The sequence below is a fragment of the Acidovorax sp. NPDC077693 genome (assembly GCF_044542805.1).
Lineage (GTDB): Bacteria > Pseudomonadota > Gammaproteobacteria > Burkholderiales > Burkholderiaceae_C > Acidovorax.
Map to the genome: position 1 here is coordinate 192,900 of NZ_JBITVD010000010.1, position 19,596 is coordinate 212,495.

Consider the following 19,596-nt stretch of genomic DNA (forward strand, 5'->3'; position numbering starts at 1 on the left):
ATTTCAGCAATGGCAGAGCGCAAAAAGGGTGCAGTGGCCGTAGCGAGCGGCCCTGGCCTGCATCGAGGACCGCAGCCGTACAAGCGTACGGCGAGAACCGCAGGTGCGGGATCGGGTCGCGCAGTAGGCCAATGCACCCCTTTTTTAGGATTCTTGGGCGTTGAACATGGTCTTGGCGTAGGTGATGCCCAGGCCGTAGCCGCCGCCGAACTTCTTGGCGATACCCGTCGTCATGTCGTACGTCTCGCCCCGCGCCCAGTCGCGCTGCAGCTCCAGCAGGTACTGCAGGGCCGTGATGGGCCGCGCGCCGGCCTGCACCATGCGCTCCATGGCGCGGTTGTGGGCTTCCACGGAGATGTCGCCACTGGCGTCGGCGATCACATACACCTCGAAGCCCTGGTCCAGCGCCGACAGCGCCGGGCCCACGATGCACACGCTGGTCCACAGGCCGGCCAGCACGATGCGCGGCTTGCCGATGGCGTTGACACGGGCGATCACGGCCTCGTCCTCCCAGGTGTTCATGGAGGTGCGGTCCAGCAGCGCCTGACCCGGGAACGGTGCGGTCACTTCTTCGAACATGGGGCCGCTGAAGCTCTTCTCAGCCACCGTGGTGAGGATGGTGTCCACGCCAAACCCGGCGGCTGCACTGGCCACCAGGCCGGCGTTGGAGCGCAGCGTGATCGCGTCGATGGAGTGCGTGGCAAAGGCCATCTGCGACTGGAAGTCGATCATGACCAGGGTGTGGTCGCCGGCGTTCAGCAGCGTGGCGCCGGGCTTGGCGTAGGCGACGGGGCGGGCGGCGTTGGCGCTGGCAGTCGTGGTCGTGGTCGTGGTCGTGTTGGCGTGGGTCATGGTGAACTCCCTGGAAATTGAAGATGAGGTGCGTCGAGAAGAAGAACAAACAAAAAAACGAGACAAGGCAATGCGGCGGGCCGGGGCGCAAGGGATGGGCGGCATCGCCCACCCCGCTCCTCAGCGGCGCCCCATCCGCTCAGTGCGGCATCGTGGGCAGCTCGTTGGGCCGCAGGTCGAACACCAGCACCTCGGCGCCTTCGCCATGGGCAAAGCGCAGGGCCCCGGCGTCGCGGATGCGGGCACCGTCGCCTTCGGACAGCCGCTCGCCGTTCACCTCCAGGCTGCCGCGGGCCACGTGCACATACACGTTGCGGCCCGGGCCCACGTCCAGATCGGCCGCTTCTTCGCTGCCGTCGAACAAGCCGGCGTACACCCGGGCGTCCTGGTGCACGGCCAGCGATCCGTCGGCCCCTTCGGGCGAGATGATCTGGCGCAGGCGGCCGCGCTTGTCGGCCTCGCTGAAGTGCACCTGCTGGTAGCGGGGTGCGGCGCCGCGGGCACCGGGCACGATCCAGATCTGCAGGAAGTGCACGGGCTCAACGCCCGAGTGGTTGAACTCGCTGTGGCGCACGCCGGTGCCGGCGCTCATCATCTGCACGTCGCCGGGGCGGATGACCGAGCCGGTGCCCATGGAGTCCTTGTGCTCCAGCGCGCCTTCCAGCACGTACGAGAAGATTTCCATGTCGCGGTGCGGGTGGGTGCCGAAGCCCTTGCCGGGAGCCACGCGGTCGTCGTTGATGACCAGCAGGTCGGAAAAACCTTGCTGATTGGCGTCGTGGTAGTGGCCGAACGAGAAGGTGTGGCGCGAATGGAGCCAGCCGTGGTTGGCGTTGCCGCGGTGTTGGGCTTTGCGGATGTCGAGCATGGTGTCTTCCTTTCGATGTCTGTCGATGAATTTCACACTGGGCGCACGGTTTGAAATCTGCTGGATTTCATGGGGCATCAGTGCTGCGATGGATGAAGTATCCGGCGCATGGCAGGGCATCAGGTTGAAAGGTTTGGCCATCCATCATCGATAATTTCGATGATCGAAATTCCGGGCCTTTTGCCATGCTGAAACTCTCCCTCGAAGCCATCGAACTGGTGGATGCGATTGCCCGCTACGGCTCGTTCGCGGGCGCCTCGGAGCGGCTGCACAAGGTGCCGTCCACCATCTCCTATGCCGTGGGCAAGCTCGAGGAGCAACTGGGCTTGGCCCTGTTCACGCGCAACGGGCCGCGCGTGGCGCTCACGCCCGCGGGGCACGAGCTGCTCAAGGAGGGCCGCTGGCTGCTGGCCTCAGCGCGGCAGCTCGAATCGCGCCTGCGGCAGATCGCCACGGGGTTCGAGTCCGAGCTGCGGCTGGTGCACGACTCGCTGATACCCACCAGCGCGTTCAACGACGACATCGCGGCCTTTGAGGGGCTGGACTGCGGCACGCGCCTGCGCATCGGCTGCGAGGCGCTGACGGGCACCTGGGAGGCGCTGCGCGACGGGCGCGCCGACATCATCGTGGCGGCGGGCGAAGGCCCCGCCGGCGGCGGCTACAAGGCCGTGGCGGTGGGCAGCCTGGACTTCGTGTTCTGCGTGACCGCGTCGCACCCGCTGGCGCGCATGGGCCGGCCGCTCACGCGCAGCGACCTGCTGGAGCACACGGCCGTGGTGGTGGGCGACGGGGCGCGCACGCTGTCGGACCGCACGGTGGGCCTGCTGTCGGGCCAGCGGCGCATCACCGTGCCGTCGATGCAGGCCAAGATCGCCTGCCAGGCCGCCGGGCTGGGCCACGGCTTCGTGCCGCGCGCCTGCGTGCGGGTGGAGCTGGAAAACGGCATCCTGGTGGAGGTGCCGGTGGAGGAGCCCCGGGCCGATGAGACCTTCTGGCTGGCCTGGAAGCCCGAGCACCGGGGCGAGGCGCTCAAGTGGTGGTGCGAGCGGCTGGCACGGCCGCTGCTGCCCGGAATCCTGCCGTACTAGCGGGCCCGGCAGAAGCCGGCACTACACTTTTGATAGCTGCTTGCGCTTGCCAGACAAGCGGTAGGCAGCTTTTTTATCTTGATAATTCAGACTCAGCGCCACTGCTGCGCGAAGAACTGCACCACCTGCGCCTCCAGCACCGCGTGGTAGGCCACGCGGTCGAAGCCCGCCGGGTTGGCGGCGGCGTCGCCCGCGTCGGACGGCAGGCTCTGGCTGGGCTGGGCCATGAAGGCGAAGTGGCCGGCACCCGGCACGGTGTCCGCCCGCGCGGTGGCCAGATTCGCGGCCACCAGCCCGCCGTGGTACTTGCCTGTGAGCACGGCGTCCTGCTCGGCCACGCGCAGCAGCACCGGCACGGTCACGGCTTTGAGGCTCTCGGGGGTGAACACCACGGCCATGGGCGCCAGGGCCACGACGGCGCGGATGCGCGGGTCGGGCGCGGAGACCAGGGCGCCGTCCGGCACCACGTTGGCGGGCGTGGCCGTGTTGGCAGCGGCTGGCTGCAGCGCCTTGGGGCCCTGGGCCAGGCCGCAGAAGCCGGGGTCGTCCTGCACGCTGCGGCAGTGCTGCGCGGCGCGGGCGGGCTCGGCCTGGGCGCCGGCCAGGGCCAGCACGGTGTAGCCGCCGGCCGAGTGGCCCAGTGCGCCGATGCGGCCGGCGGGGATGCGGGGCCCCCACTCAGGGCTGGCCAGCAGCGCGTCGAGCACGCGGCTGACCTGGCGCGGGCGCTCGCCGAAGTAGCGGCCCGAGGTGATCATGGAGCGGTCCTGCCAGTTGTCGCCCGGGTGGCGCACGGCGGCCACGAGGTAGCCCTCCGCCGCCAGGCGCGTGGCCAGGTTGTGGTGCGCGAGCTCATTGCCGCCCGTGCCGTGCGACACCAGGATCAGCCCCTTGAGCGGCTCGGCCGACACGGACGCGCCCAGGCCGACCACCGGGCGCCAGGGGCCCAGCTGCACCACGCCCGCGCTGCGCACGGTGGGGTAGAACAGCGCGACGTTGATCGGCTCGCCACCGGGCACGACCAGGGTGCGCAGGCCGGCGTGCTGGGCCGATGCGGGGCCTGCCAGTGCGACCAGCGCCACGAACGCGGTGGCCGTCACGGGCCGGACATGCCGCGCTGCCCACCGCAGGGCGAGGGAAAGAAGAACAAGGAGGAGGATCACGGTGCGCCTTTCGTCTTGGAGTGCCAGGGGCCGCGACCGTGGAGTGACGGTCGGTGCGGCATGGCGGCACTGTAGGCACCGCGGGCCGGCAGCGGCAGCGGCATGCGACGAAATGCAAGGGCGTGGCGCGAAACGGCAGGCGGCGGGCGCGAGCCGTTCGCGGACGAGCGCTAGGTTGACGGGTTGTTGCCCGTCTGGTGGTTAGGAGGCCGGGCGGCCACCTCGCTGTCGCGCGCCAGGCCAGCCCGGCCCGTGGGCGTCAACCCAGCGCTTTGAGCAGCGCCTGCGCCGCAGGCTCCGACGACGCCGGGTTCTGCCCGGTGATCAGCAGCCCGTCGGTGACGACGTGCGGCTGCCAGTCGGCCTGCTTGGTGTACAGGCCGCCGTGCGACATGAGCATGTTCTCCACCAGGAAGGGCACCACGTCCGTCAGGCCCGCAGCGGCCTCCTCGCCGTTGGTGAAGCCCGTCACGTTCTTGCCGCGCACCAGGGGCGTGCCGTCTGCCGCCTTGACGCCGCGCAGCACGCCGGGCGCGTGGCACACGGCCGCCAGGGGCTTGCCGGCGGCCAGGGTGGCCTCGATGAGGGCGATGGACTGCGTGTCGTACGCCAGGTCCCACAGCGGGCCGTGGCCGCCGGGGTAGAACACGGCGTCGAACCGGGCCGCGTTCACTTCGGACAGCTTCAGGGTGCTGGCCAGGTGCGCCTGGGCGGCGGCATCGCCCTTGAAGCGGCGCGTGGCATCGGTCTGCGCATCGGGGGCATCGCTCTTGGGGTCCAGCGGGGGCTGGCCGCCCTGGGGCGATGCCAGGGTCACCTCGGCCCCCGCATCCTTGAAAACGTAGTACGGGGCGGCGAACTCTTCCAGCCAGAAGCCGGTTTTCTTGCCGGTGTCGCCCAACTCGCTGTGGGACGTGAGAACCATGAGGATGTGGGCCATTGCGATCCCTTTCTGGGGGTGAGTGAAACGTCAAGCCGCCCACCGTACCCGCAATCCGCGCAGATACGCCCTGGCGCGGCGCAGGTTGCGGCGTTGGCTTACAGCGCCGCTTCGAGAATGCGCCGGCTCACGGCGGGCGTGATCTCGCGCTGCTCGCCCAGCGTGAGCATGCCGTGCGCCTCCAGCTGCGCCACCACGGCGCCCACGGTGTCGGCGCCCAGGCCGTAGCCCGACAGGCGCGTGGCGATGCCCATGCTTTCAAAGAAGCCGCGCGTGCGGTCGATGGCGGCGGTGATGCGCTCGTCGTCGGTGCCGGTGGTGATGCACCACACGCGCTCGCCGTACTGCAGCAGCTTGGCGCGCTTCGGGCCCCGGCGCTCGTGCAGCAGCGCGGGCAGCACGATGGCCAGCGTGCGCGCGTGGTCGATGCCATGCAGCGCGGTGAGCTCGTGGCCGATCATGTGCGTGGCCCAGTCCTGCGGCACGCCCGCGCCGATCAGGCCGTTGAGCGCCATGGTGGCCGCCCACATGAGGTTGGCGCGGTCGTCGTACACGGGCTCGGGGGCGGCCAGCAGGCGCGGGCCGATCTCGATAAGAGTCTGCAAAATGCCCTCGGCAAAGCGGTCCTGCACGGGCGCGTTGACCGGGTAGGTGAGGTACTGCTCCACCGTGTGCACGAAGGCATCGACCACGCCATTGGCCAGCTGCTGGGGCGGCAGGGTGTAGGTCTTGGTGGGGTCGAGCACCGAGAACACGGGGTAGGTGTGATTGCTGCCAAAGGCCAGCTTGGCGCCTTTGGCACGGTGCGTGATGACGCCGCCGTTGTTCATCTCGGAGCCCGTGGCGGGCAGCGTGAGCACGGCGCCGAAGGGCAGTGCGGCGGTGACGTTGCGGCCGTGCTTTTCCAGAATGGCCCAGGGGTCGCCGCCGTCGAACTTGACGGCCGCGGCGATGAATTTGACTGCATCGATCACCGAGCCGCCGCCCACCGCGAGCAGGAAGTCGAACCCGCCGCTCTTGATCTGCGCCACGGCCTTCATCGAGGTTTCGTAGCTGGGGTTGGGCTCGATGCCGCTGAAGGTGGCGTGCTGGCGGCTGGCCAGCGCCGTGCGCACCTCGGCCAACGTGCCGGTCTTCTCGGCACTGGCGCCGCCCACGAGGATGAGCACCTTGGCGGAGGCGGGCACGAGCTTGTCCAGGTCGGCGATGCGGCCCTGGCCGAAGGCGATGTGGGTGGGGTTGTGGAAGTCGAAGTTCAGCATGGCAATCCTGGCAGTCCTTGGGTGGGGGGTGCATTGTGTCGCTGGCGTGCCCGGCTTGCCGGTCGCCTTGGCAACAACACGGACAGGCCCGTGGGCACTTCGGGACGGGCCTGCGATGGTGCGCGCGCTGTGGTTACCGCCACCAACCACCAACCGCCAACCACCCAGCGCTCAAGCCCCGCCCTGCCCCGCCCACCCTGACGACCTATCGCACCACCACCAGCACCACGAACCCCACCAGAAACACGATCGCCAGGGCCACCACGCCTGCGGTGCCTGCCGTCAGCACCTTGACGAGCCAGACCCACGCGCCGCCCTGCGCGCCACGGCGGCGCAGGGTGCTCCAGCCCCGCAGCAGCAGGACCAGCGTGACGCACAGGGTGCACAGCAGCATGCCGAAAGCCATGGCCACGCAGTCCAGGCCGAACGTGCCGCAGGCCATGGACTGCCCCAAGCCGCTGGCGACGGCCACCGACGCGCCAAGCCCCACCGCCAGCACGCCCCACCCGGCCCAGACCGCGCCGGGCACGCGAAACGCTGAAGGGGTGACAGGTGCCATGGGGTCAGTCCCTGGCCGGCTGCCAGGGCAGCGCAGGGTCGGTGAAGGCGGGCTGCCACAGGTCGGCATAGACCGGGAACGCCTGCCTGCGGGTCTCGTCGGACTCCAGCTCGACCGATGCATCGTCGAGCCCGCGCACGCTCCAGTCGGCCAGCACGGCGTAGCGGCGCTGCGCGGTGTCGATCAGCACCGTGTGCAGGGCGTGGGTCGTGCAGGCCACGTAACGCCCGCCGGGGCTGACCAGGAAGTAGTCCACATCGCCGGGCTGCAGGGCGGCCAGCGGCAGGGCGCGGCGCAATGCGTCGGTCCATTCGGGCGGGGCGGGTACGGACATGAAAGCGGCGGGTTCCTGGTGGGCGGTGGACTTGTCGCGCGGCACAGGGGGCCCGGCGGTGACCGACTGTAGCGGCAACCGTACGAACATTGCACAAACACCGCACGGCCACCGCACGGCCACCGCACGGAAGGCGCCGGATGCGGCCTTGTGCGCTGGGCACCGGCGCTGCCATGGCACCTGCGGCCAGGGTGGGGGCAGCCGTCTGTACTTACCCTACCCGTGCAGGGCCCGCCGCTCCCGCGGCCGGGCTCTGCAGCCCGGGCGCCGCACTGGCCAGCGACTGCAGCCGCTCGGCCATGAAGTCCCGCAGCGCGCGCACCAGCGGCGTGATCTGGTGGCGGCTGGGCGCCACCAGGTACAGAGGCACGGCTTCGGTCTCAAAGCCCGGGCACAGCGGCACCAGGCGCCCGGCGGCCAGGTCGTCGGCCACGTCGAAGTACGACTTGTAGGCAATGCCCCGCCCCAGCACGGCCCAGCGGCGCACGGCGTCGCCGTCGTTGGCCACGTTGCGGCTGCGCACGCGCACCAGCACCTCCTGGCCCGCCGCGTCCCAGAAACGCCAGCGGTCGTGCACGTCGCTGCCGAGCATGAAGCACAGGCAGGCGTGGTCGGCCAGCGCCTGCGGCGCGTCCGGCGCGCCGTGGGCCTGCACATAGGCCGGCGCGGCGCACAGCACGCGCCGGTGGTCGAGCGCCAGCGGCAACGCCACCAGGCCGGAGTCCTGCGGCTTGCCGTAGCGAAAGGCCGCGTCCACCGGCTCGCTGTAGACATTGGCCACGCGGTCGGACAGCTGCAGGCGGATGTCGACGCCCGGGTGCTCCGACTGGAATGCGTCCAGCCAGGGCAGCAGCACATTGCGCCCCAGGTCGGACGGCGCCGCCAGCTGCAGCGTTCCCTCGAATGCACTGGCCCGCCCGCCCTGCAACTGGCCGCGCACCTGGTGCAGTGCGGCCAGTGCGGGGCGGCAGTGCTCGAGAAACAGCGCGCCCTGCTGCGTGAGCCGCAGGCTGCGGGTGGACCGCACGAAGAGCGCCACGCCCAGCTCGGCCTCCAGGCGCTTGAGGGCGGCGCTGGCCGCTGCGGGCGTGAGGTCGAGCGCCCGCGCGGTGGCCGACAGGCTGCCGCTGTCCACGGTGCGCACGAAGATGTCGAGGTCTTGCAGGCTTTTCATGGGGTCTTGTCTGAGAGGTGGCGGGAGCGACGGCAACCGGTATTTTCAAATTTTCATTGAATATGAATTCAATCGCCTGCCTATTTGCAAACATGCCCACAAACCCGACCATTGCTTCACTCGCTTCACCCCATTGTTTGACCACCCCGGAGTCCTCCCCATGAAAGCCATCGGCTACACCCACCCAGGCCCCATCGACCGCCCCGACGCCCTGCTCGACATCACCTTGCCCGACCCCGTGGCCACCGGCCGCGACCTGCTGGTGGAGGTGCATGCGGTGTCGGTCAACCCCGTGGACACCAAGGTGCGCAACAGCAGCGCACGCAGCGGCGACGGCCCCGACCACAAGGTGCTGGGCTGGGACGCCAGCGGCATCGTGCGCGCGGTGGGCCCGGACGTGACGCTCTTTGCGCCCGGCGACCGCGTCTGGTATGCAGGCTCCATCGCCCGCCCCGGCACCAACAGCGAACTGCACCTGGTGGACGAGCGCATCGTCGGCCACGCCCCGAAGTCGCTGGACTTTGCCGAGGCCGCCGCACTGCCGCTGACCACCATCACCGCGTGGGAGCTGCTGTTCGACCGCCTGGGCGTGGCGCCTGGCAAGCAGCCCACCCACAAGACCCTGCTCATCATCGGCGCGAGCGGCGGCGTGGGCTCCATCCTCACGCAGTTGGCGGCGCGGCTGACGAGCCTGACGGTGATCGGCACCGCATCGCGCCCCGAGACGCAGGCCTGGGTGCGCGACCTGGGCGCCCACCACGTCATCGACCACAGCAAGCCGCTGACGCAGGAGCTGGCGCGCATCGGCCACCCCGCGGTGGACATCATCGTGAGCCTCACACAGACCGACGCGCACTTCGACCAGATCGTGGAGGCCATCGCGCCGCAGGGCCGGTTCGCGCTGATCGACGACCCGGTGTCGCTCGACGTGACGAAATTCAAACGCAAGTCGGTGTCGGTGCACTGGGAGCTGATGTTCACGCGCGCGCTGTTCGGCACCGACGACATGGTCGGCCAGCACCGGCTGCTGACCGAGGTGGCGCAGCTGGTGGACGCAGGACTGATCCGCACGACGCTGGACCAGCGCTTCGGCACCATCAACGCCGAGAACCTCCAGCGCGCGCACGCGCTGATCGAAAGCGGCAAGGCCCGCGGCAAGCTGGTGCTGGAGGGGTGGAACTGACGGGACTTGGCCCGGCAGCGACGGGGGCTGCGCCACCGGACGGGGCGTTTTGGTGCTTGCCACCGATACTGTATTTAAATACAGTATCGGTGGTGCATGAAGAGAACAGAGACATGCACGCCACACACCCAAAAAGGAGCACTCCCATGATCGACCATATGACCTTCCGCGTGACCGACATCGCGCGCGCCAAACAGTTCTACAGCGCCGCCCTGGCGCCCCTGGGCTACAGCCTGTGCTTCGAGGGCAACTACGGCTCCAACATGCTGGGCTTTGCCTACCCCGATGCTTACGAGCCCGACGGCAAGAAGGCCGACGTGTGGTTCATCGACGGCCCCTCGCCCTACGGCGGCGCACCGGCCACCACGGGTTGCCACCTGGCATGGCGCGCGCCCAACCGGTCGCAGGTGGACGCCTTCTACGCCGCAGCCATCGCCGCGGGCGGCAAAGACAACGGAGCCCCTGGCTTGCGCACCGACTACCACGAGCACTACTACGGCGCTTTCGTCATCGACCCCGAAGGCAACAACGTGGAAGCGGTGTGCCACCTGCCGGAGTAGGCGGCAAGACGCCCATGGCTGAAAAGGGCGTGTCTGCGGCCAGTGCATCCGGGGACTGGCTTGGGCGAGCCACCGGGTACGCATCCATTGGGGAATGCGGCGCCGCCTCTCAGAGCGGTCAGTCCAGCTTCACCCCGGCGGCCTTGATGATCTCGCCCCAGCGCTTGGACTCGGCACGTGCCATGGCGCGGAACTGCTCGGGCGTGCCGGGCAGGGCTTCCATGCCGAAGTCGTTCATGCGCTTGACCACGGCGGGGTTGAGCAGGGCCTTGTTCAGGTCGCCGTTGAGGCGCGCCGTGATGGCCGCGGGCAAACCGGCGGGCGCCAGGATGCCCTGGAAGGCGAATACCTCGGTGTTGGGCACACCGGCTTCGGCCAGCGTGGGCACGTCTGGCAGCGCAGCCACGCGCTTGGCCGAGCCGATGGCCAGCGCACGCACCTTGCCCGAGGTGATCACCGGCAGGCCGGCGGCCAGGTCCAGGAACATGCAGGGCACCTGCCCGCCCATCACGTCCTGCAGCGCAGGCGCGGCGCCCCGGTAGGGGATGTGCGTGAGGAAGGTCTTGGTGCGGTTCTTGAACATCTCCATCGCCAGGTGGTGCGGCGAGCCGTTGCCGGGCGATGCGTAGTTGAGCTTGCCAGGGTTGGCGCGCGCGTAGGCCAGGAATTCCTTCACGGTCTTGGCTTCGAACGCGGGGTTGACCACGAGCGCCAGCGGAAAGCGGCTGATGCCGCCCACGTAGGTGAAGTCTTTCTCGGGGTTGAACGGCAGCTTGGTGAACAGGTGCTCGTTGAAAGCCAGCACGGCGTTGTCGGCCGACATGAAGGTGTTGCCGTCGGGCTTGGCCGTGGCCACCATCTGCGCGCCGATGTTGGTGGACGCGCCGGGGCGGTTGTCCACGATGATCTGCTGGCCCAGCGTCTGGCGCATGGCCTCGGCCACGGTGCGCGCCAGCACGTCGGTGCCGCCGCCGGCCGGGTACGGCACGACCCAGCGCAGGGGCTGGTCGGGCCACGCGGACTGCTGGGCTGCGGCCCAGGGAGCGGCGGAGGTGGCGCCTGCGGCGGCCAGGGCGGACAAGAGGGTTCTGCGTTGCATGGGGTTGTCTCCTTGTGGTTACTATTGATTTGATAGCTGCTAGCGCTTGACTATCAAGCGGTAGGGCCTGTTTTTATGGGCACTTTGCACCGGCTGCGGGAGCCTGGGGCTGAACACGAAGTTCGATTGATCGGCCCTGGCTTCCCAGATTCAGCCCGAACGGGTGGGGGGTGGGCTGGCAGGCGCATCCCGAAGGACGCGCGGTGCGCACGGTGCGCCCTGCTGGGCAAGGCCGCTGCACATGCGCCGCTACCGCTGCCGCTACGGATACAGCTACCCATACCAGCAGCCACTGGCTGCGGCGATGGTTGCAGTTGCAGTGGCAGTTGCAGTTGCAGTGGCCGTCGCGGCTCAGGCTTCAGGCGCTGCGACCGTCTGGTCGATGGCGCCGAAGATGCTCGCGCCGTCCTTGCCCTTGACCTCGATGCGGATGGTGTCGCCGAACTTCATGAAGTCGGTGCTGGGCTTGCCGTCCTGGATGGTCTCGATGCAGCGCTTTTCGGCGATGCAGCTGTAGCCCTTGGGCCACTCGGTGCGGCCGCTGGCGTCGGTGACGCCCTTGTTGCTCACGGTGCCGCTGCCGATGATGGAGCCGGCGCGCAGGTTGCGCGTCTTGGCGACGTGGGCGATGAGCTGGCCGAAGTGAAAAGTCATCTCGGGGCCGGCGTCGCACATGCCGACCTTGCGGCCGTTCCAGGTGGACTGCACGGTCAGGTGCACGCGGCCGTGGTCCCAGGTGTCGCCCAGCTCGTCCAGCGTGACGGCCACGGGGCCGAAGGCGGTGGCGGGCTTGCTCTGGAAGAAGCCGAAGCCCTTGGCCAGCTCGGCCGGGATGAGGTTGCGCAGGCTCACGTCGTTGGCGATCATCACCAGGCGGATGCCGTCCAGCGCCTGGTCGGCGTTGGTGCCCATCTTCACGTCGCCGGTGATGACGGCGATCTCGGCCTCGAAGTCGATGCCCATGGCTTCGCTCGGAACCACCACGTCGTCACGCGGGCCGATGAAGTCGTCGCTGCCGCCCTGGTACATCAGCGGGTCGGTGTAGAAGCTCTCCGGCACTTCGGAGTTGCGCGCTTTTCGCACCAGTTCGACGTGGTTGATGTAGGCCGAGCCGTCAGCCCACTGGTACGCACGCGGCAGCGGTGCCATGCACTGGGCGGGGTCGAAGGGGAAGGCGTGGCGCGCGCGGCCGCTGTTGAGCTGGTCGTACAGGTCCTGCAGCTGGGGCGAGAGGAAGCCCCAGTCGTCCAGCACCTGCTGCAGCTTGCTGGCAATGCCGGTCGCATAATGGGCCGTGCCCAGATCGCGGGAGACAACGACCAGTTGGCCGTCGCGCGAGCCGTCTTTGTAGGTAGCAAGTTTCATGGTGGCAGGACCTTTGTCTCAGGGTGGTGGAAGGGTACCCTTAGCGAAATTACGCTTGGGTAAATTGATTTAACTAAACAAAACTAGCGAATTTTAGTGCACATGGACAAAGAACGTGCAGGTATTCAGTCCGTGGAGGTCGGTTTTGCCTTGCTGGAGGGGCTGACCCGCTCGCGCGGGCCGCTGATGCTCAAGGATGTGGCGGCCTCGGCCGGCATGAGCGCGGCCAAGGCGCACCGGTACCTGGTGAGCTTTCAGCGCCTGGGCCTGGTCACGCAGGACAGCCGCACCGCCCGCTACGACCTGGGCCCCGCGGCGCTCAAGCTGGGCCTGGCATCGCTGGCGCGGCTCGACGCGGTGCGGCTGGCGCGCGAACGCATGCCCGCGCTGATGGAAGGCATCGGCCACACGCTGGCGCTGGCGGTGTGGGGCAACCACGGCCCAACCATCGTGCACTGGGAAGAGTCACCCCAGGCCGTGACCGCCAACCTGCGCCTGGGCGACGTGATGCCGCTGCTGTCGTCCGCCACCGGCCGCTGCTTTGCCGCCCACATGGCGCCCGAGGTGGTGGCGCCGCTGCTCAAGGACGAGCTGGCCCGCGCGGTCAAGATGCGCCGCGCCGACCTGCCCGCCACCATGGGCGAGGTGAACACCCTGCTGGCCGACGTGCGCCAGCGTGGCGTGGCCCGCGTGGTCGACACCCTGCTGCCCGGCATCGTGGCGTTCTGCGCGCCAGTGTTCGACGCCGACGGCCACCTGGAGCTGGGCATCACCACGCTGGGCTCCATCGCCACCTTCGACCCCGAGTGGGGCGGCGCCATCGACGCGCCCCTGCGCGCGGCCGCGGCCCAGCTGTCGAGCGACCTGGGCGCGGGCAGCGCCTGATTCACCCCCGGCTCCGCGACACACTGCATGCCCCGGCGCGCCCTGGTCCTCATCACCGCCCTGGTACTGGCCCTGCACTGGCTGGTGCTGCACGGCGTGCCCCTGGCGTGGGACAGCCCCCAGCCGCCCGCGGCGGGGCCTGTCTTCAGCACCCGCAGCGTGCCGGCGCCGCCGCCCGCACCGGCCGCTGCCCCTGAGCCCACGTCCGTCGCAGTGGCGGCCCCCATGGCCCCCGCCGCGCCCCCGCCCAAGCCCCCGGCGCGCGCCAAGAAACCCGCACAGCCAGCCCCCGCCGCCCCCGCCTCCCCCGCGGAAGACTCGCTGGCAGTGGCGCCCGAGGCACCCGTGCAGGTGGCGGCCGCCGATGCCGGCGCGCCTGCACCCACGTCAGAGCCGCCTGCGGCCAGCACCGCAGTGCCAGACCCTGCGCCCGCTGCGTCGGCGCCCCAGGCCGAAGCCCCCCCGCCCGTGGCCTCGGCACCGCCCGCCGAAGCACCCAACCCCACCGCTGCCGGGACCGAGATTGCGCCCCCTGGCTCCGGCACGGGGCGCGAGGCCGCGACACCGCCGCCGCCCGTGCGCATTCCGGCCCCCACCCGGCTGGCCTTCGACGTGAGCGGGCAGGCCAAGAAGTTCGCGTACAGCGCCCGCGCCGAGCTGCTGTGGCAGCACGACGGCAGCCGCTACGAGGCGCGCCAGGAGGTCAGCGCCTTCCTGGTGGGCAGCCGCACCCAGCGCAGCGTGGGCGCCATCACCGCCCAGGGCCTGCTGCCCGAGAAGTTTTCCGACAAGTCCCGCAGCGAACAGGCCGCGCATTTCGACCATGCCAAGGGCCGCGTGACCTTCAGCGCCAACACGCCCGAGGCCGCCGTGGGCCCGGGCGCGCAGGACCGGTTGAGCCTGTTCATCCAGCTGGGCGCCATGCTGGCGGCTGACCCGGGCCGGTTCACGCCCGGCACGCAGGTCACGCTCACCACGGTGAGCGCCCGCACCGCCGACCGCTGGACCTTCACGGTCGAAGGTCCCGAAACCCTGGACCTGCCCGCCGGCCCCACCCCCGCACTGAAGCTGCTGCGCCTGCCCCGCAAGGACTACGACCAGAAAGCCGAGCTGTGGGTGGCGCCCGGCCTCAACTACCTGCCGGTGCGCATCAAGCTGACCCAGGCGAACGGCGACTTCGCCGACCTGCTGCTGCGCAGCAGCAGCGCGCCCTGACGAGACCCGTCCCAGCGCGCCCCACGCACAGCGGGCCGCCATGGGCCACAGGCGGCCGCACAGGCGCCCCGCATGCCTGCCCATCCACCCACCGCCAGCGTCCGCCACGGCCTACGCGCCAAAGGTGTTGCGTCCTCGCGCCACTGGCCGGGCGGGGCGGTAAAAAAGACCCACCAGCCCGGAGAGGCCGGTTTTTCGTGAAATACTGGACCGCAGTTCAGGTGCCATACCGGGGCGGGCTTCCCCTGATAACCGGGGCGCGGCGCAAGGCGTTACAAGCTTGCCAGCGCTCCACCGAAGCCGCCCTGGGCCTTGAACTCTGCGAACCCGCTGTCATCTGACTTTTATATCGACAAGGGGAACACGATGCACATGCTCTACGACTCAGAATCCTTCGTGGTGGTCCACATGCTGCCCGACGCCGTGGAGAAAAGCACCGGCCCGGTGCTCAACGACACTGCACCCGCCCTTCCCCAGCTCGCCCGCCACGGTTTCGAGATCGTGGACAAGCGGTCCGGCAAAGAGGTGTACCTGGACGGCTCGTGGGCCGAAATGTTCCAGGAACAGATCCTGGCGTGGCAGCGCGACACCCCCACCCAGGAAGAAGTGGAAGACGCGCTCGACCGCTATGCGGGCCTGGCGCAAAACCCGGTGGTGGTGCACTAGCTCTCCCTTGAGGCGCTGCGCGCCTTCCCCCGGAGGGGATGCACCCGGTGGCCCGGCAAAGCCGGTTCCACGGATACGCTGGCGTTGGGGCAGCGCGCGCTCAAAGCTTGGTCGGCTTCTCCTCGGACGGATAGATCCGCCGGTACAACGGGTCCACCAGCATCAGCACCGCGATCAGCCGGCACACCTGGAACGCAGTGACCACCGGCACACCGAGCTGCAGCACCTTGGCCGTGATGGCCATTTCGGTGATGCCCCCGGGCGATGAGCCCAGCAGCAGCGTGACCCATGGCAGCCCGGTCGCCCAGGCCAGCACCCCGGCAAAGAGGGCGCACACCCCCATCAGCACCAGCGTGCCCAGCGCCACCGACACCATCCACCGCGGCGCGGTGCGCAAGAAGTCGGCCCGAAAGCGCACCCCCAGGCTCACCCCGATCACCAGCTGCGCGGCGTTCACCATCACCTGCGGCACGGCCGACAGGCTGATGCCCGCCATCGTGATACCCATCGACACCAGCATGGCGCCCATGAACCAGGGGTTGGCCCGACCGAGCTTGTCCATCAACAACGCGCCCACGCCCGTGAGCGCGGCCAGCAGCGCCAGGGCGGGCAGGTCGACCACGCGCGCCACCGTGGGCGGCAGCACGTCCAGGCCATGCAGGCCGCTCCACTGCAGCGCAAATGGAATCGTGACGGTGACGATGAGCAGGCGCAGGCTGTGGCTGGCTGCCACCAGGTCGGTGCGGGCGTTCTCGCGCTCGGCCAGCAGCGTCATCTCCGACGCGGCGCCGATGGCCCCAGCGAAGTAGCTGGTGGCGCGCATCATCGGTGCCGGCACGCCATGCATGCGCGGTGCATGCACCCGGTACAGCCAGGCACCGAACAGCCAGCCCAGGAACAGCGCCCACACGATGCCCAGCGCAATGGCCCACCACAGCCCGCCGATCAGCGCCACCACCTGCGGCGTGAAGTACAGGCCCAGCGCCGCGCCGATGGTCCACTGCCCGGCATTGCGCAGCGGCCCCCAGCTCTCCGTCGGCCCGCCGACGATGGACACCACCGACGTGGCCAGCAGCGGGCCGATCATCCAGGGCAGCGGCGTGTGCAAGGCCACGCAGGCGGCGGCCGCGGCCCAGGCCAGCAGCAGCGTGCCCAGCACGCGGGCGGCGAATTTCAAGCGGGGAGGCAGGGGGGACAAAGGGAACAGGGGTGATGACGACACAGTGACGGCACGCGCAAAAAGGCAACGCCGAGTATCGCGCCCCGCCCGCCACCCCAGGTGGCCAGGCCTTACCCGCCCGGCATGGCAGGCATCGCCAAAGACAGGGCGCGGGTCCAACGGCTGAAGCGGGCCTAGGTCCTTGCGGCGCGCGCCAGCAGCGACAACCGCTGCACCAGGGGCTCGAACAGTTCCACCGGCGTGTTGCCGTAGCCCAGCACCAGGCCGTTGTCCTGCGGCTGCGGCCGCATCGCAAAGCCCGACAGCGGCGACGGCGCCATGCCGTGGCTGCGCGCCGCGGCGGCGATGGCCTGGTCCGGGCAGTTGGCCGGCAGGCGCACCAGCAGGTGCATGCCGCAGTGCCCGCCCTCGGTCTGGTGGGGCAGCGCCAGGTGCTGCGCCAGCGCGGCCCGCAGCGCCTGCTGGCGCTCGCGGTACAGGCGGCGCATGCGGCCCAGGTGGCGGCTGAACTGGCCGCTGTCCATGAAATGCGCCATGGCCAGTTGCGCGTGCCGCTGGCCGCCACGCAGCATCTCGGCCAGGGGCACGCGCACAGCGTCCAGCACGGCCGCGGGCAGCACCACGAAGCCCAGGCGCAGCGACGGGAACATCGTCTTGCTGAAGGTGCCCACGTACAGCACCGGCGCGCCATCCACCAGCCCCTGCATGGCGCCGATGGGCTCGCCCGCGTGCCGGAACTCGCTGTCGTAGTCGTCCTCGATGATCCACGCGCCGTGGCGCCGCGCCTGCTCGATGAGCGCCAGCCGCCGCGCCACCGACATCACCGCACCGCCTGGGTACTGGTGCGATGGCGAGGTGTAGACCAGGCGCGGCGTGCGCGCCGCCCAGTCGGACTCGCTCGCCACCAGCCCCTGCGCATCCACCCGCAGCGGCACGGTGCGCAGGTCGCCCGCCTGCAGGGCGGACTTGGCGCCCCGGTAGCCGGGGTCTTCCACCCAGGCCACGTCGCCAGGGTTCGACAGCAGGCGCACGCACAGCGCCAGCGCCTCCTGCGCGCCTTCGGTGATGACCACCTGCTCGGCCGCACAGCGCACGCCGCGCGCCACGGCCAGGTGGCGCGCGATGGCCGTGCGCAGCGCCAGCTCGCCCAGCGGATCGCCATAGCCCAGCGCTGCGGGGCCGCCACCGAGCACCGCATGGTCGAGCGCACGGCGCCAGGCCGCCAGCGGAAACTGCGAGAGTGCCGGCATGCCCGGGCTCAGTGCCAAGGGGGTCGCCCCGGTGCGTGGCGCGCGCGGCTGGATGAGCGCAAGGCGGGCGGCCATCGCTGGAACTTCCGGCACCGCCGGCGCCGGGTGCCGGGCGGCCGAAGGTCCGGCCGGCCGCTGCGCCAGCGCCGCCACCCGCGTGCCCTGCCGGTCCGACACCACATAACCCTCGGCCACCAGTTGCTCGTAGGCCGCGGTCACCGTGTTGCGCGACAGGGCCAGGCCCTCGGCCAGCGCACGCGACCCTGGCAGCGCGCTGCCGGCCACCAGCCGCCCGTCGAAGATCGCCTGGCGCAGCCGCTGGAACAGCTGCCGCCGCAATGGCTCCGCGCCGGGCCCGTGGTCCAGCGCGCGTTCGAGCAGCGTCTGCGCGACCGGGGCCTGCGGGGTTGGCTGCGCCATCTGGGCCCCACGGGAAGGCGACGATGGACCGCCGGGCACAGTGCTGGACATGCGTGGCACCTTAAAAATGCTGGATTCTGGCACTTTTCACCACACCACGCCGCAGCTAACTTCAGGGTGTCTTACGCCGATTCATTTTTCTTTTTCTTTTCCCTATCTCTCTGCAAGGACCCCGCGCATGCCATCTTCCGTTGTGAACGAATACCAGCAACCCGTGGGCGCACCGCTGCCCGGCTGGAGCCCCCGGCCGCGCCCAGCCCGCACCGTGCTAGAAGGCCACTACGGCCGACTGGAACCGCTGGACGCCGCCCGCCATGCCAGCGACCTGTACGCCGCCTACGCGCAGGCGCCGGACGGCCGCGGCTGGACCTACATGGGCGTGGGGCCGTTCACCGACGCTGCCAGCTACCGCGCCCACTGCGAGCAGGCCGCCGCCAGCACCGACCCGCTGCACTACGCCGTGATCGACCGGCGCACCGGCCGCGCCGTGGGCACGCTGTCGCTGATGCGCATCGACCCGGCCCACGGCGTGGTCGAGGTGGGGCATGTGATGTTCTCGCCGCTGCTCCAGCGCACCCCGATCTCCACCGAGGCGCAGTACCTGCTGATGCAGTATGTGTTCGCGGACCTGGGCTACCGCCGCTACGAGTGGAAGTGCGACAGCCTGAATGCGCCGTCCCGCGAGGCGGCAAAGCGCCTGGGCTTCCAGTTCGAAGGCGTCTTTCGCCAGGCCCTCGTCTACAAGGGCCGCAGCCGCGACACGGCGTGGTTCTCGATCCTGGACAGCGAATGGCCCGCGTTGAAGGCAGGCTTCGAGCGCTGGCTCCCCCCGGGCAACTTCACCGAGGACGGCAGCCAGCGCGTGTCCCTGGCGGCACTGCGCGAGGGTACGACAGCGCAAGCCGCCTGATCCGCCTGCCGATCCGCCACGCACCCTGCCCTGCGCTACCCCTGCGGGCCCGGGCGCGCTGCCACCGGGGACTGCCGCCGGCCCGCCATCTCCAGGCCCATGGCCTGCAGCGTGGCGCCGGGCAGCAGGCCATGGGCCGCCGGGTAAGCGATCTGTTCTTCGTCCTCGATGTGGCGGGCGTAGCGCTCGGCAAAGCGGTCCAGCACCGCGCCGTCGGCGGCACCGAAGGCATCGGCCCGGCCCTCCAACAGCGCCTGCAGGGGCTGGCGCGCGGCGGCCCAGTCGGCCACCATGTCGCGGTGGTCCTGCAGCAGCCGCTGCACCAGCGCCACCACCTCGGCCGGCCCCTGGGCCAGCAGGGGCGGAAACACATGCAGCTCTTCATCCTCATGGTGCAGCGGCGCCGCGATGTCGAAGTAGCGCAGCACGTCGCGGGCCGCCTGGCGGGCAGGCTCGTCGGCGCCGTGGGTCTGCACGTGGGCGCGCAGCCGTCCCAGCAATGCCAGCGTGCGCTGCACGCGCTCGTGGCAGGCCTCGAGCATGGCAAAGGGCTGCTCGAACCCCACGCCCGGCGTGTTGAAACCCGGGATCTCGCGGGCAGAGGCAGGCGTGGTCGTCATGCG

Annotated in this window: 20 protein-coding genes; 7 read left to right on the top strand and 13 right to left on the bottom strand. The window is 70.0% G+C overall.

Annotation, left to right across the window (positions count from 1 at the left end):
• Positions 1-144 precede the first annotated feature (144 nt).
• Together ACIGHN_RS15920 and ACIGHN_RS15925 are read right to left on the bottom strand one after the other, a co-directional pair.
• A complete protein-coding gene (locus ACIGHN_RS15920; protein WP_396505136.1) occupies positions 145-852 on the bottom strand; it encodes a hydrolase in 708 nt (235 codons plus the stop codon).
• Between the two features lie 139 nt (positions 853-991).
• On the bottom strand, positions 992-1,720 hold the full coding sequence (locus ACIGHN_RS15925) for a pirin family protein (protein WP_396505137.1): 729 nt from the start codon (positions 1,718-1,720) through the stop codon (positions 992-994).
• 185 nt (positions 1,721-1,905) lie between these two features.
• Here ACIGHN_RS15925 and ACIGHN_RS15930 point away from each other — a divergent pair, with 185 nt between their 5' ends.
• A complete protein-coding gene (locus tag ACIGHN_RS15930) occupies positions 1,906-2,808 on the top strand; it encodes a LysR family transcriptional regulator (RefSeq protein ID WP_396505138.1) in 903 nt (300 codons plus the stop codon).
• 92 nt (positions 2,809-2,900) lie between these two features.
• Here the strand turns inward: ACIGHN_RS15930 and ACIGHN_RS15935 are convergent, their stop codons facing one another.
• The 6 genes from ACIGHN_RS15935 to ACIGHN_RS15960 all read right to left on the bottom strand — a co-directional run bounded on the left by ACIGHN_RS15935 (position 2,901) and on the right by ACIGHN_RS15960 (position 8,240).
• Positions 2,901-3,971 (bottom strand): alpha/beta hydrolase family protein, encoded by a 1,071-nt coding sequence (locus ACIGHN_RS15935; protein ID WP_396505139.1) that lies wholly within the window; start codon positions 3,969-3,971, stop codon positions 2,901-2,903.
• Positions 3,972-4,230: 259 nt separating this feature from the next.
• On the bottom strand, positions 4,231-4,911 hold the full coding sequence (locus tag ACIGHN_RS15940; RefSeq protein ID WP_056409969.1) for a type 1 glutamine amidotransferase domain-containing protein: 681 nt from the start codon (positions 4,909-4,911) through the stop codon (positions 4,231-4,233).
• Positions 4,912-5,009: 98 nt separating this feature from the next.
• Positions 5,010-6,173 carry an iron-containing alcohol dehydrogenase gene (locus ACIGHN_RS15945; RefSeq protein ID WP_396505140.1) on the bottom strand — a complete coding sequence of 388 codons (1,164 nt, stop codon included), beginning with the start codon at positions 6,171-6,173 and terminating at the stop codon, positions 5,010-5,012.
• A gap of 205 nt (positions 6,174-6,378) precedes the next feature.
• Positions 6,379-6,732, bottom strand: a complete 354-nt coding sequence (locus ACIGHN_RS15950; RefSeq protein ID WP_396505141.1) for a hypothetical protein — start codon at positions 6,730-6,732, stop codon at positions 6,379-6,381.
• A gap of 4 nt (positions 6,733-6,736) precedes the next feature.
• A complete protein-coding gene (locus ACIGHN_RS15955; protein WP_396505142.1) occupies positions 6,737-7,066 on the bottom strand; it encodes a hypothetical protein in 330 nt (109 codons plus the stop codon).
• A gap of 211 nt (positions 7,067-7,277) precedes the next feature.
• Positions 7,278-8,240: a LysR substrate-binding domain-containing protein gene (locus ACIGHN_RS15960; RefSeq protein ID WP_396505143.1), complete on the bottom strand. Its 963-nt coding sequence runs from the start codon at positions 8,238-8,240 to the stop codon at positions 7,278-7,280.
• 160 nt (positions 8,241-8,400) lie between these two features.
• Here ACIGHN_RS15960 and ACIGHN_RS15965 point away from each other — a divergent pair, with 160 nt between their 5' ends.
• Entirely contained in the window at positions 8,401-9,423 is a 1,023-nt protein-coding gene (locus ACIGHN_RS15965; protein ID WP_056422684.1) for a zinc-binding alcohol dehydrogenase family protein, read from the top strand.
• Positions 9,424-9,569: 146 nt separating this feature from the next.
• The gene (locus ACIGHN_RS15970) at positions 9,570-9,983 is read left to right on the top strand and encodes a VOC family protein (RefSeq protein ID WP_396505144.1); all 414 of its coding nucleotides are present in this window, start codon (positions 9,570-9,572) and stop codon (positions 9,981-9,983) included.
• Positions 9,984-10,101: 118 nt separating this feature from the next.
• Here the strand turns inward: ACIGHN_RS15970 and ACIGHN_RS15975 are convergent, their stop codons facing one another.
• A complete protein-coding gene (locus tag ACIGHN_RS15975) occupies positions 10,102-11,082 on the bottom strand; it encodes a tripartite tricarboxylate transporter substrate binding protein (RefSeq protein WP_056165091.1) in 981 nt (326 codons plus the stop codon).
• 351 nt (positions 11,083-11,433) lie between these two features.
• The gene (locus ACIGHN_RS15980) at positions 11,434-12,447 is read right to left on the bottom strand and encodes a fumarylacetoacetate hydrolase family protein (protein WP_396505145.1); all 1,014 of its coding nucleotides are present in this window, start codon (positions 12,445-12,447) and stop codon (positions 11,434-11,436) included.
• A gap of 102 nt (positions 12,448-12,549) precedes the next feature.
• On the opposite strand from ACIGHN_RS15980, the gene ACIGHN_RS15985 reads away from it, so the two are divergent.
• The 3 genes from ACIGHN_RS15985 to ACIGHN_RS15995 all read left to right on the top strand — a co-directional run bounded on the left by ACIGHN_RS15985 (position 12,550) and on the right by ACIGHN_RS15995 (position 15,213).
• Positions 12,550-13,332, top strand: coding sequence for an IclR family transcriptional regulator (locus ACIGHN_RS15985; protein ID WP_396505146.1), 783 nt, complete (start codon positions 12,550-12,552; stop codon positions 13,330-13,332).
• Positions 13,333-13,359: 27 nt separating this feature from the next.
• On the top strand, positions 13,360-14,547 hold the full coding sequence (locus ACIGHN_RS15990) for a DUF3108 domain-containing protein (protein WP_396505147.1): 1,188 nt from the start codon (positions 13,360-13,362) through the stop codon (positions 14,545-14,547).
• Between the two features lie 366 nt (positions 14,548-14,913).
• Positions 14,914-15,213 (top strand): DUF3567 domain-containing protein, encoded by a 300-nt coding sequence (locus ACIGHN_RS15995; RefSeq protein ID WP_056409989.1) that lies wholly within the window; start codon positions 14,914-14,916, stop codon positions 15,211-15,213.
• 100 nt (positions 15,214-15,313) lie between these two features.
• Here ACIGHN_RS15995 and ACIGHN_RS16000 read toward each other — a convergent pair whose 3' ends face one another.
• Positions 15,314-16,390: an AbrB family transcriptional regulator gene (locus ACIGHN_RS16000; protein ID WP_396505148.1), complete on the bottom strand. Its 1,077-nt coding sequence runs from the start codon at positions 16,388-16,390 to the stop codon at positions 15,314-15,316.
• A gap of 176 nt (positions 16,391-16,566) precedes the next feature.
• The gene (locus ACIGHN_RS16005) at positions 16,567-18,063 is read right to left on the bottom strand and encodes a PLP-dependent aminotransferase family protein (RefSeq protein ID WP_396505185.1); all 1,497 of its coding nucleotides are present in this window, start codon (positions 18,061-18,063) and stop codon (positions 16,567-16,569) included.
• A 178-nt stretch (positions 18,064-18,241) separates the two neighbouring features.
• Between ACIGHN_RS16005 and ACIGHN_RS16010 the strand changes: the two genes are divergently transcribed.
• Positions 18,242-18,973 carry a GNAT family N-acetyltransferase gene (locus ACIGHN_RS16010; protein WP_396505149.1) on the top strand — a complete coding sequence of 244 codons (732 nt, stop codon included), beginning with the start codon at positions 18,242-18,244 and terminating at the stop codon, positions 18,971-18,973.
• A 35-nt stretch (positions 18,974-19,008) separates the two neighbouring features.
• Here the strand turns inward: ACIGHN_RS16010 and ACIGHN_RS16015 are convergent, their stop codons facing one another.
• On the bottom strand, positions 19,009-19,593 hold the full coding sequence (locus ACIGHN_RS16015; RefSeq protein ID WP_056166960.1) for a hemerythrin domain-containing protein: 585 nt from the start codon (positions 19,591-19,593) through the stop codon (positions 19,009-19,011).
• Between the last annotated feature and the right edge of the window lie 3 nt (positions 19,594-19,596).

Excerpts from the sequence above, each read along its gene's own strand:
- ACIGHN_RS15970 (WP_396505144.1), top strand. The coding sequence starts at position 9,570 with ATGATCGACCATATGACCTTCCGCGTGACCGACATCGCGCGCGCCAAA.
- ACIGHN_RS15920 (WP_396505136.1), bottom strand. The coding sequence starts at position 852 with ATGACCCACGCCAACACGACCACGACCACGACCACGACTGCCAGCGCC.
- ACIGHN_RS15995 (WP_056409989.1), top strand. The coding sequence starts at position 14,914 with ATGCACATGCTCTACGACTCAGAATCCTTCGTGGTGGTCCACATGCTG.
- ACIGHN_RS15955 (WP_396505142.1), bottom strand. The coding sequence starts at position 7,066 with ATGTCCGTACCCGCCCCGCCCGAATGGACCGACGCATTGCGCCGCGCC.
- ACIGHN_RS16010 (WP_396505149.1), top strand. The coding sequence starts at position 18,242 with ATGCCATCTTCCGTTGTGAACGAATACCAGCAACCCGTGGGCGCACCG.
- ACIGHN_RS15985 (WP_396505146.1), top strand. The coding sequence starts at position 12,550 with ATGGACAAAGAACGTGCAGGTATTCAGTCCGTGGAGGTCGGTTTTGCC.
- ACIGHN_RS15990 (WP_396505147.1), top strand. The coding sequence starts at position 13,360 with ATGCCCCGGCGCGCCCTGGTCCTCATCACCGCCCTGGTACTGGCCCTG.
- ACIGHN_RS16005 (WP_396505185.1), bottom strand. The coding sequence starts at position 18,063 with ATGGCGCAGCCAACCCCGCAGGCCCCGGTCGCGCAGACGCTGCTCGAA.
- ACIGHN_RS15980 (WP_396505145.1), bottom strand. The coding sequence starts at position 12,447 with ATGAAACTTGCTACCTACAAAGACGGCTCGCGCGACGGCCAACTGGTC.
- ACIGHN_RS15950 (WP_396505141.1), bottom strand. The coding sequence starts at position 6,732 with ATGGCACCTGTCACCCCTTCAGCGTTTCGCGTGCCCGGCGCGGTCTGG.
- ACIGHN_RS15940 (WP_056409969.1), bottom strand. The coding sequence starts at position 4,911 with ATGGCCCACATCCTCATGGTTCTCACGTCCCACAGCGAGTTGGGCGAC.
- ACIGHN_RS15925 (WP_396505137.1), bottom strand. The coding sequence starts at position 1,720 with ATGCTCGACATCCGCAAAGCCCAACACCGCGGCAACGCCAACCACGGC.
- ACIGHN_RS16015 (WP_056166960.1), bottom strand. The coding sequence starts at position 19,593 with ATGACGACCACGCCTGCCTCTGCCCGCGAGATCCCGGGTTTCAACACG.
- ACIGHN_RS15960 (WP_396505143.1), bottom strand. The coding sequence starts at position 8,240 with ATGAAAAGCCTGCAAGACCTCGACATCTTCGTGCGCACCGTGGACAGC.
- ACIGHN_RS15945 (WP_396505140.1), bottom strand. The coding sequence starts at position 6,173 with ATGCTGAACTTCGACTTCCACAACCCCACCCACATCGCCTTCGGCCAG.
- ACIGHN_RS15930 (WP_396505138.1), top strand. The coding sequence starts at position 1,906 with ATGCTGAAACTCTCCCTCGAAGCCATCGAACTGGTGGATGCGATTGCC.
- ACIGHN_RS15975 (WP_056165091.1), bottom strand. The coding sequence starts at position 11,082 with ATGCAACGCAGAACCCTCTTGTCCGCCCTGGCCGCCGCAGGCGCCACC.
- ACIGHN_RS15965 (WP_056422684.1), top strand. The coding sequence starts at position 8,401 with ATGAAAGCCATCGGCTACACCCACCCAGGCCCCATCGACCGCCCCGAC.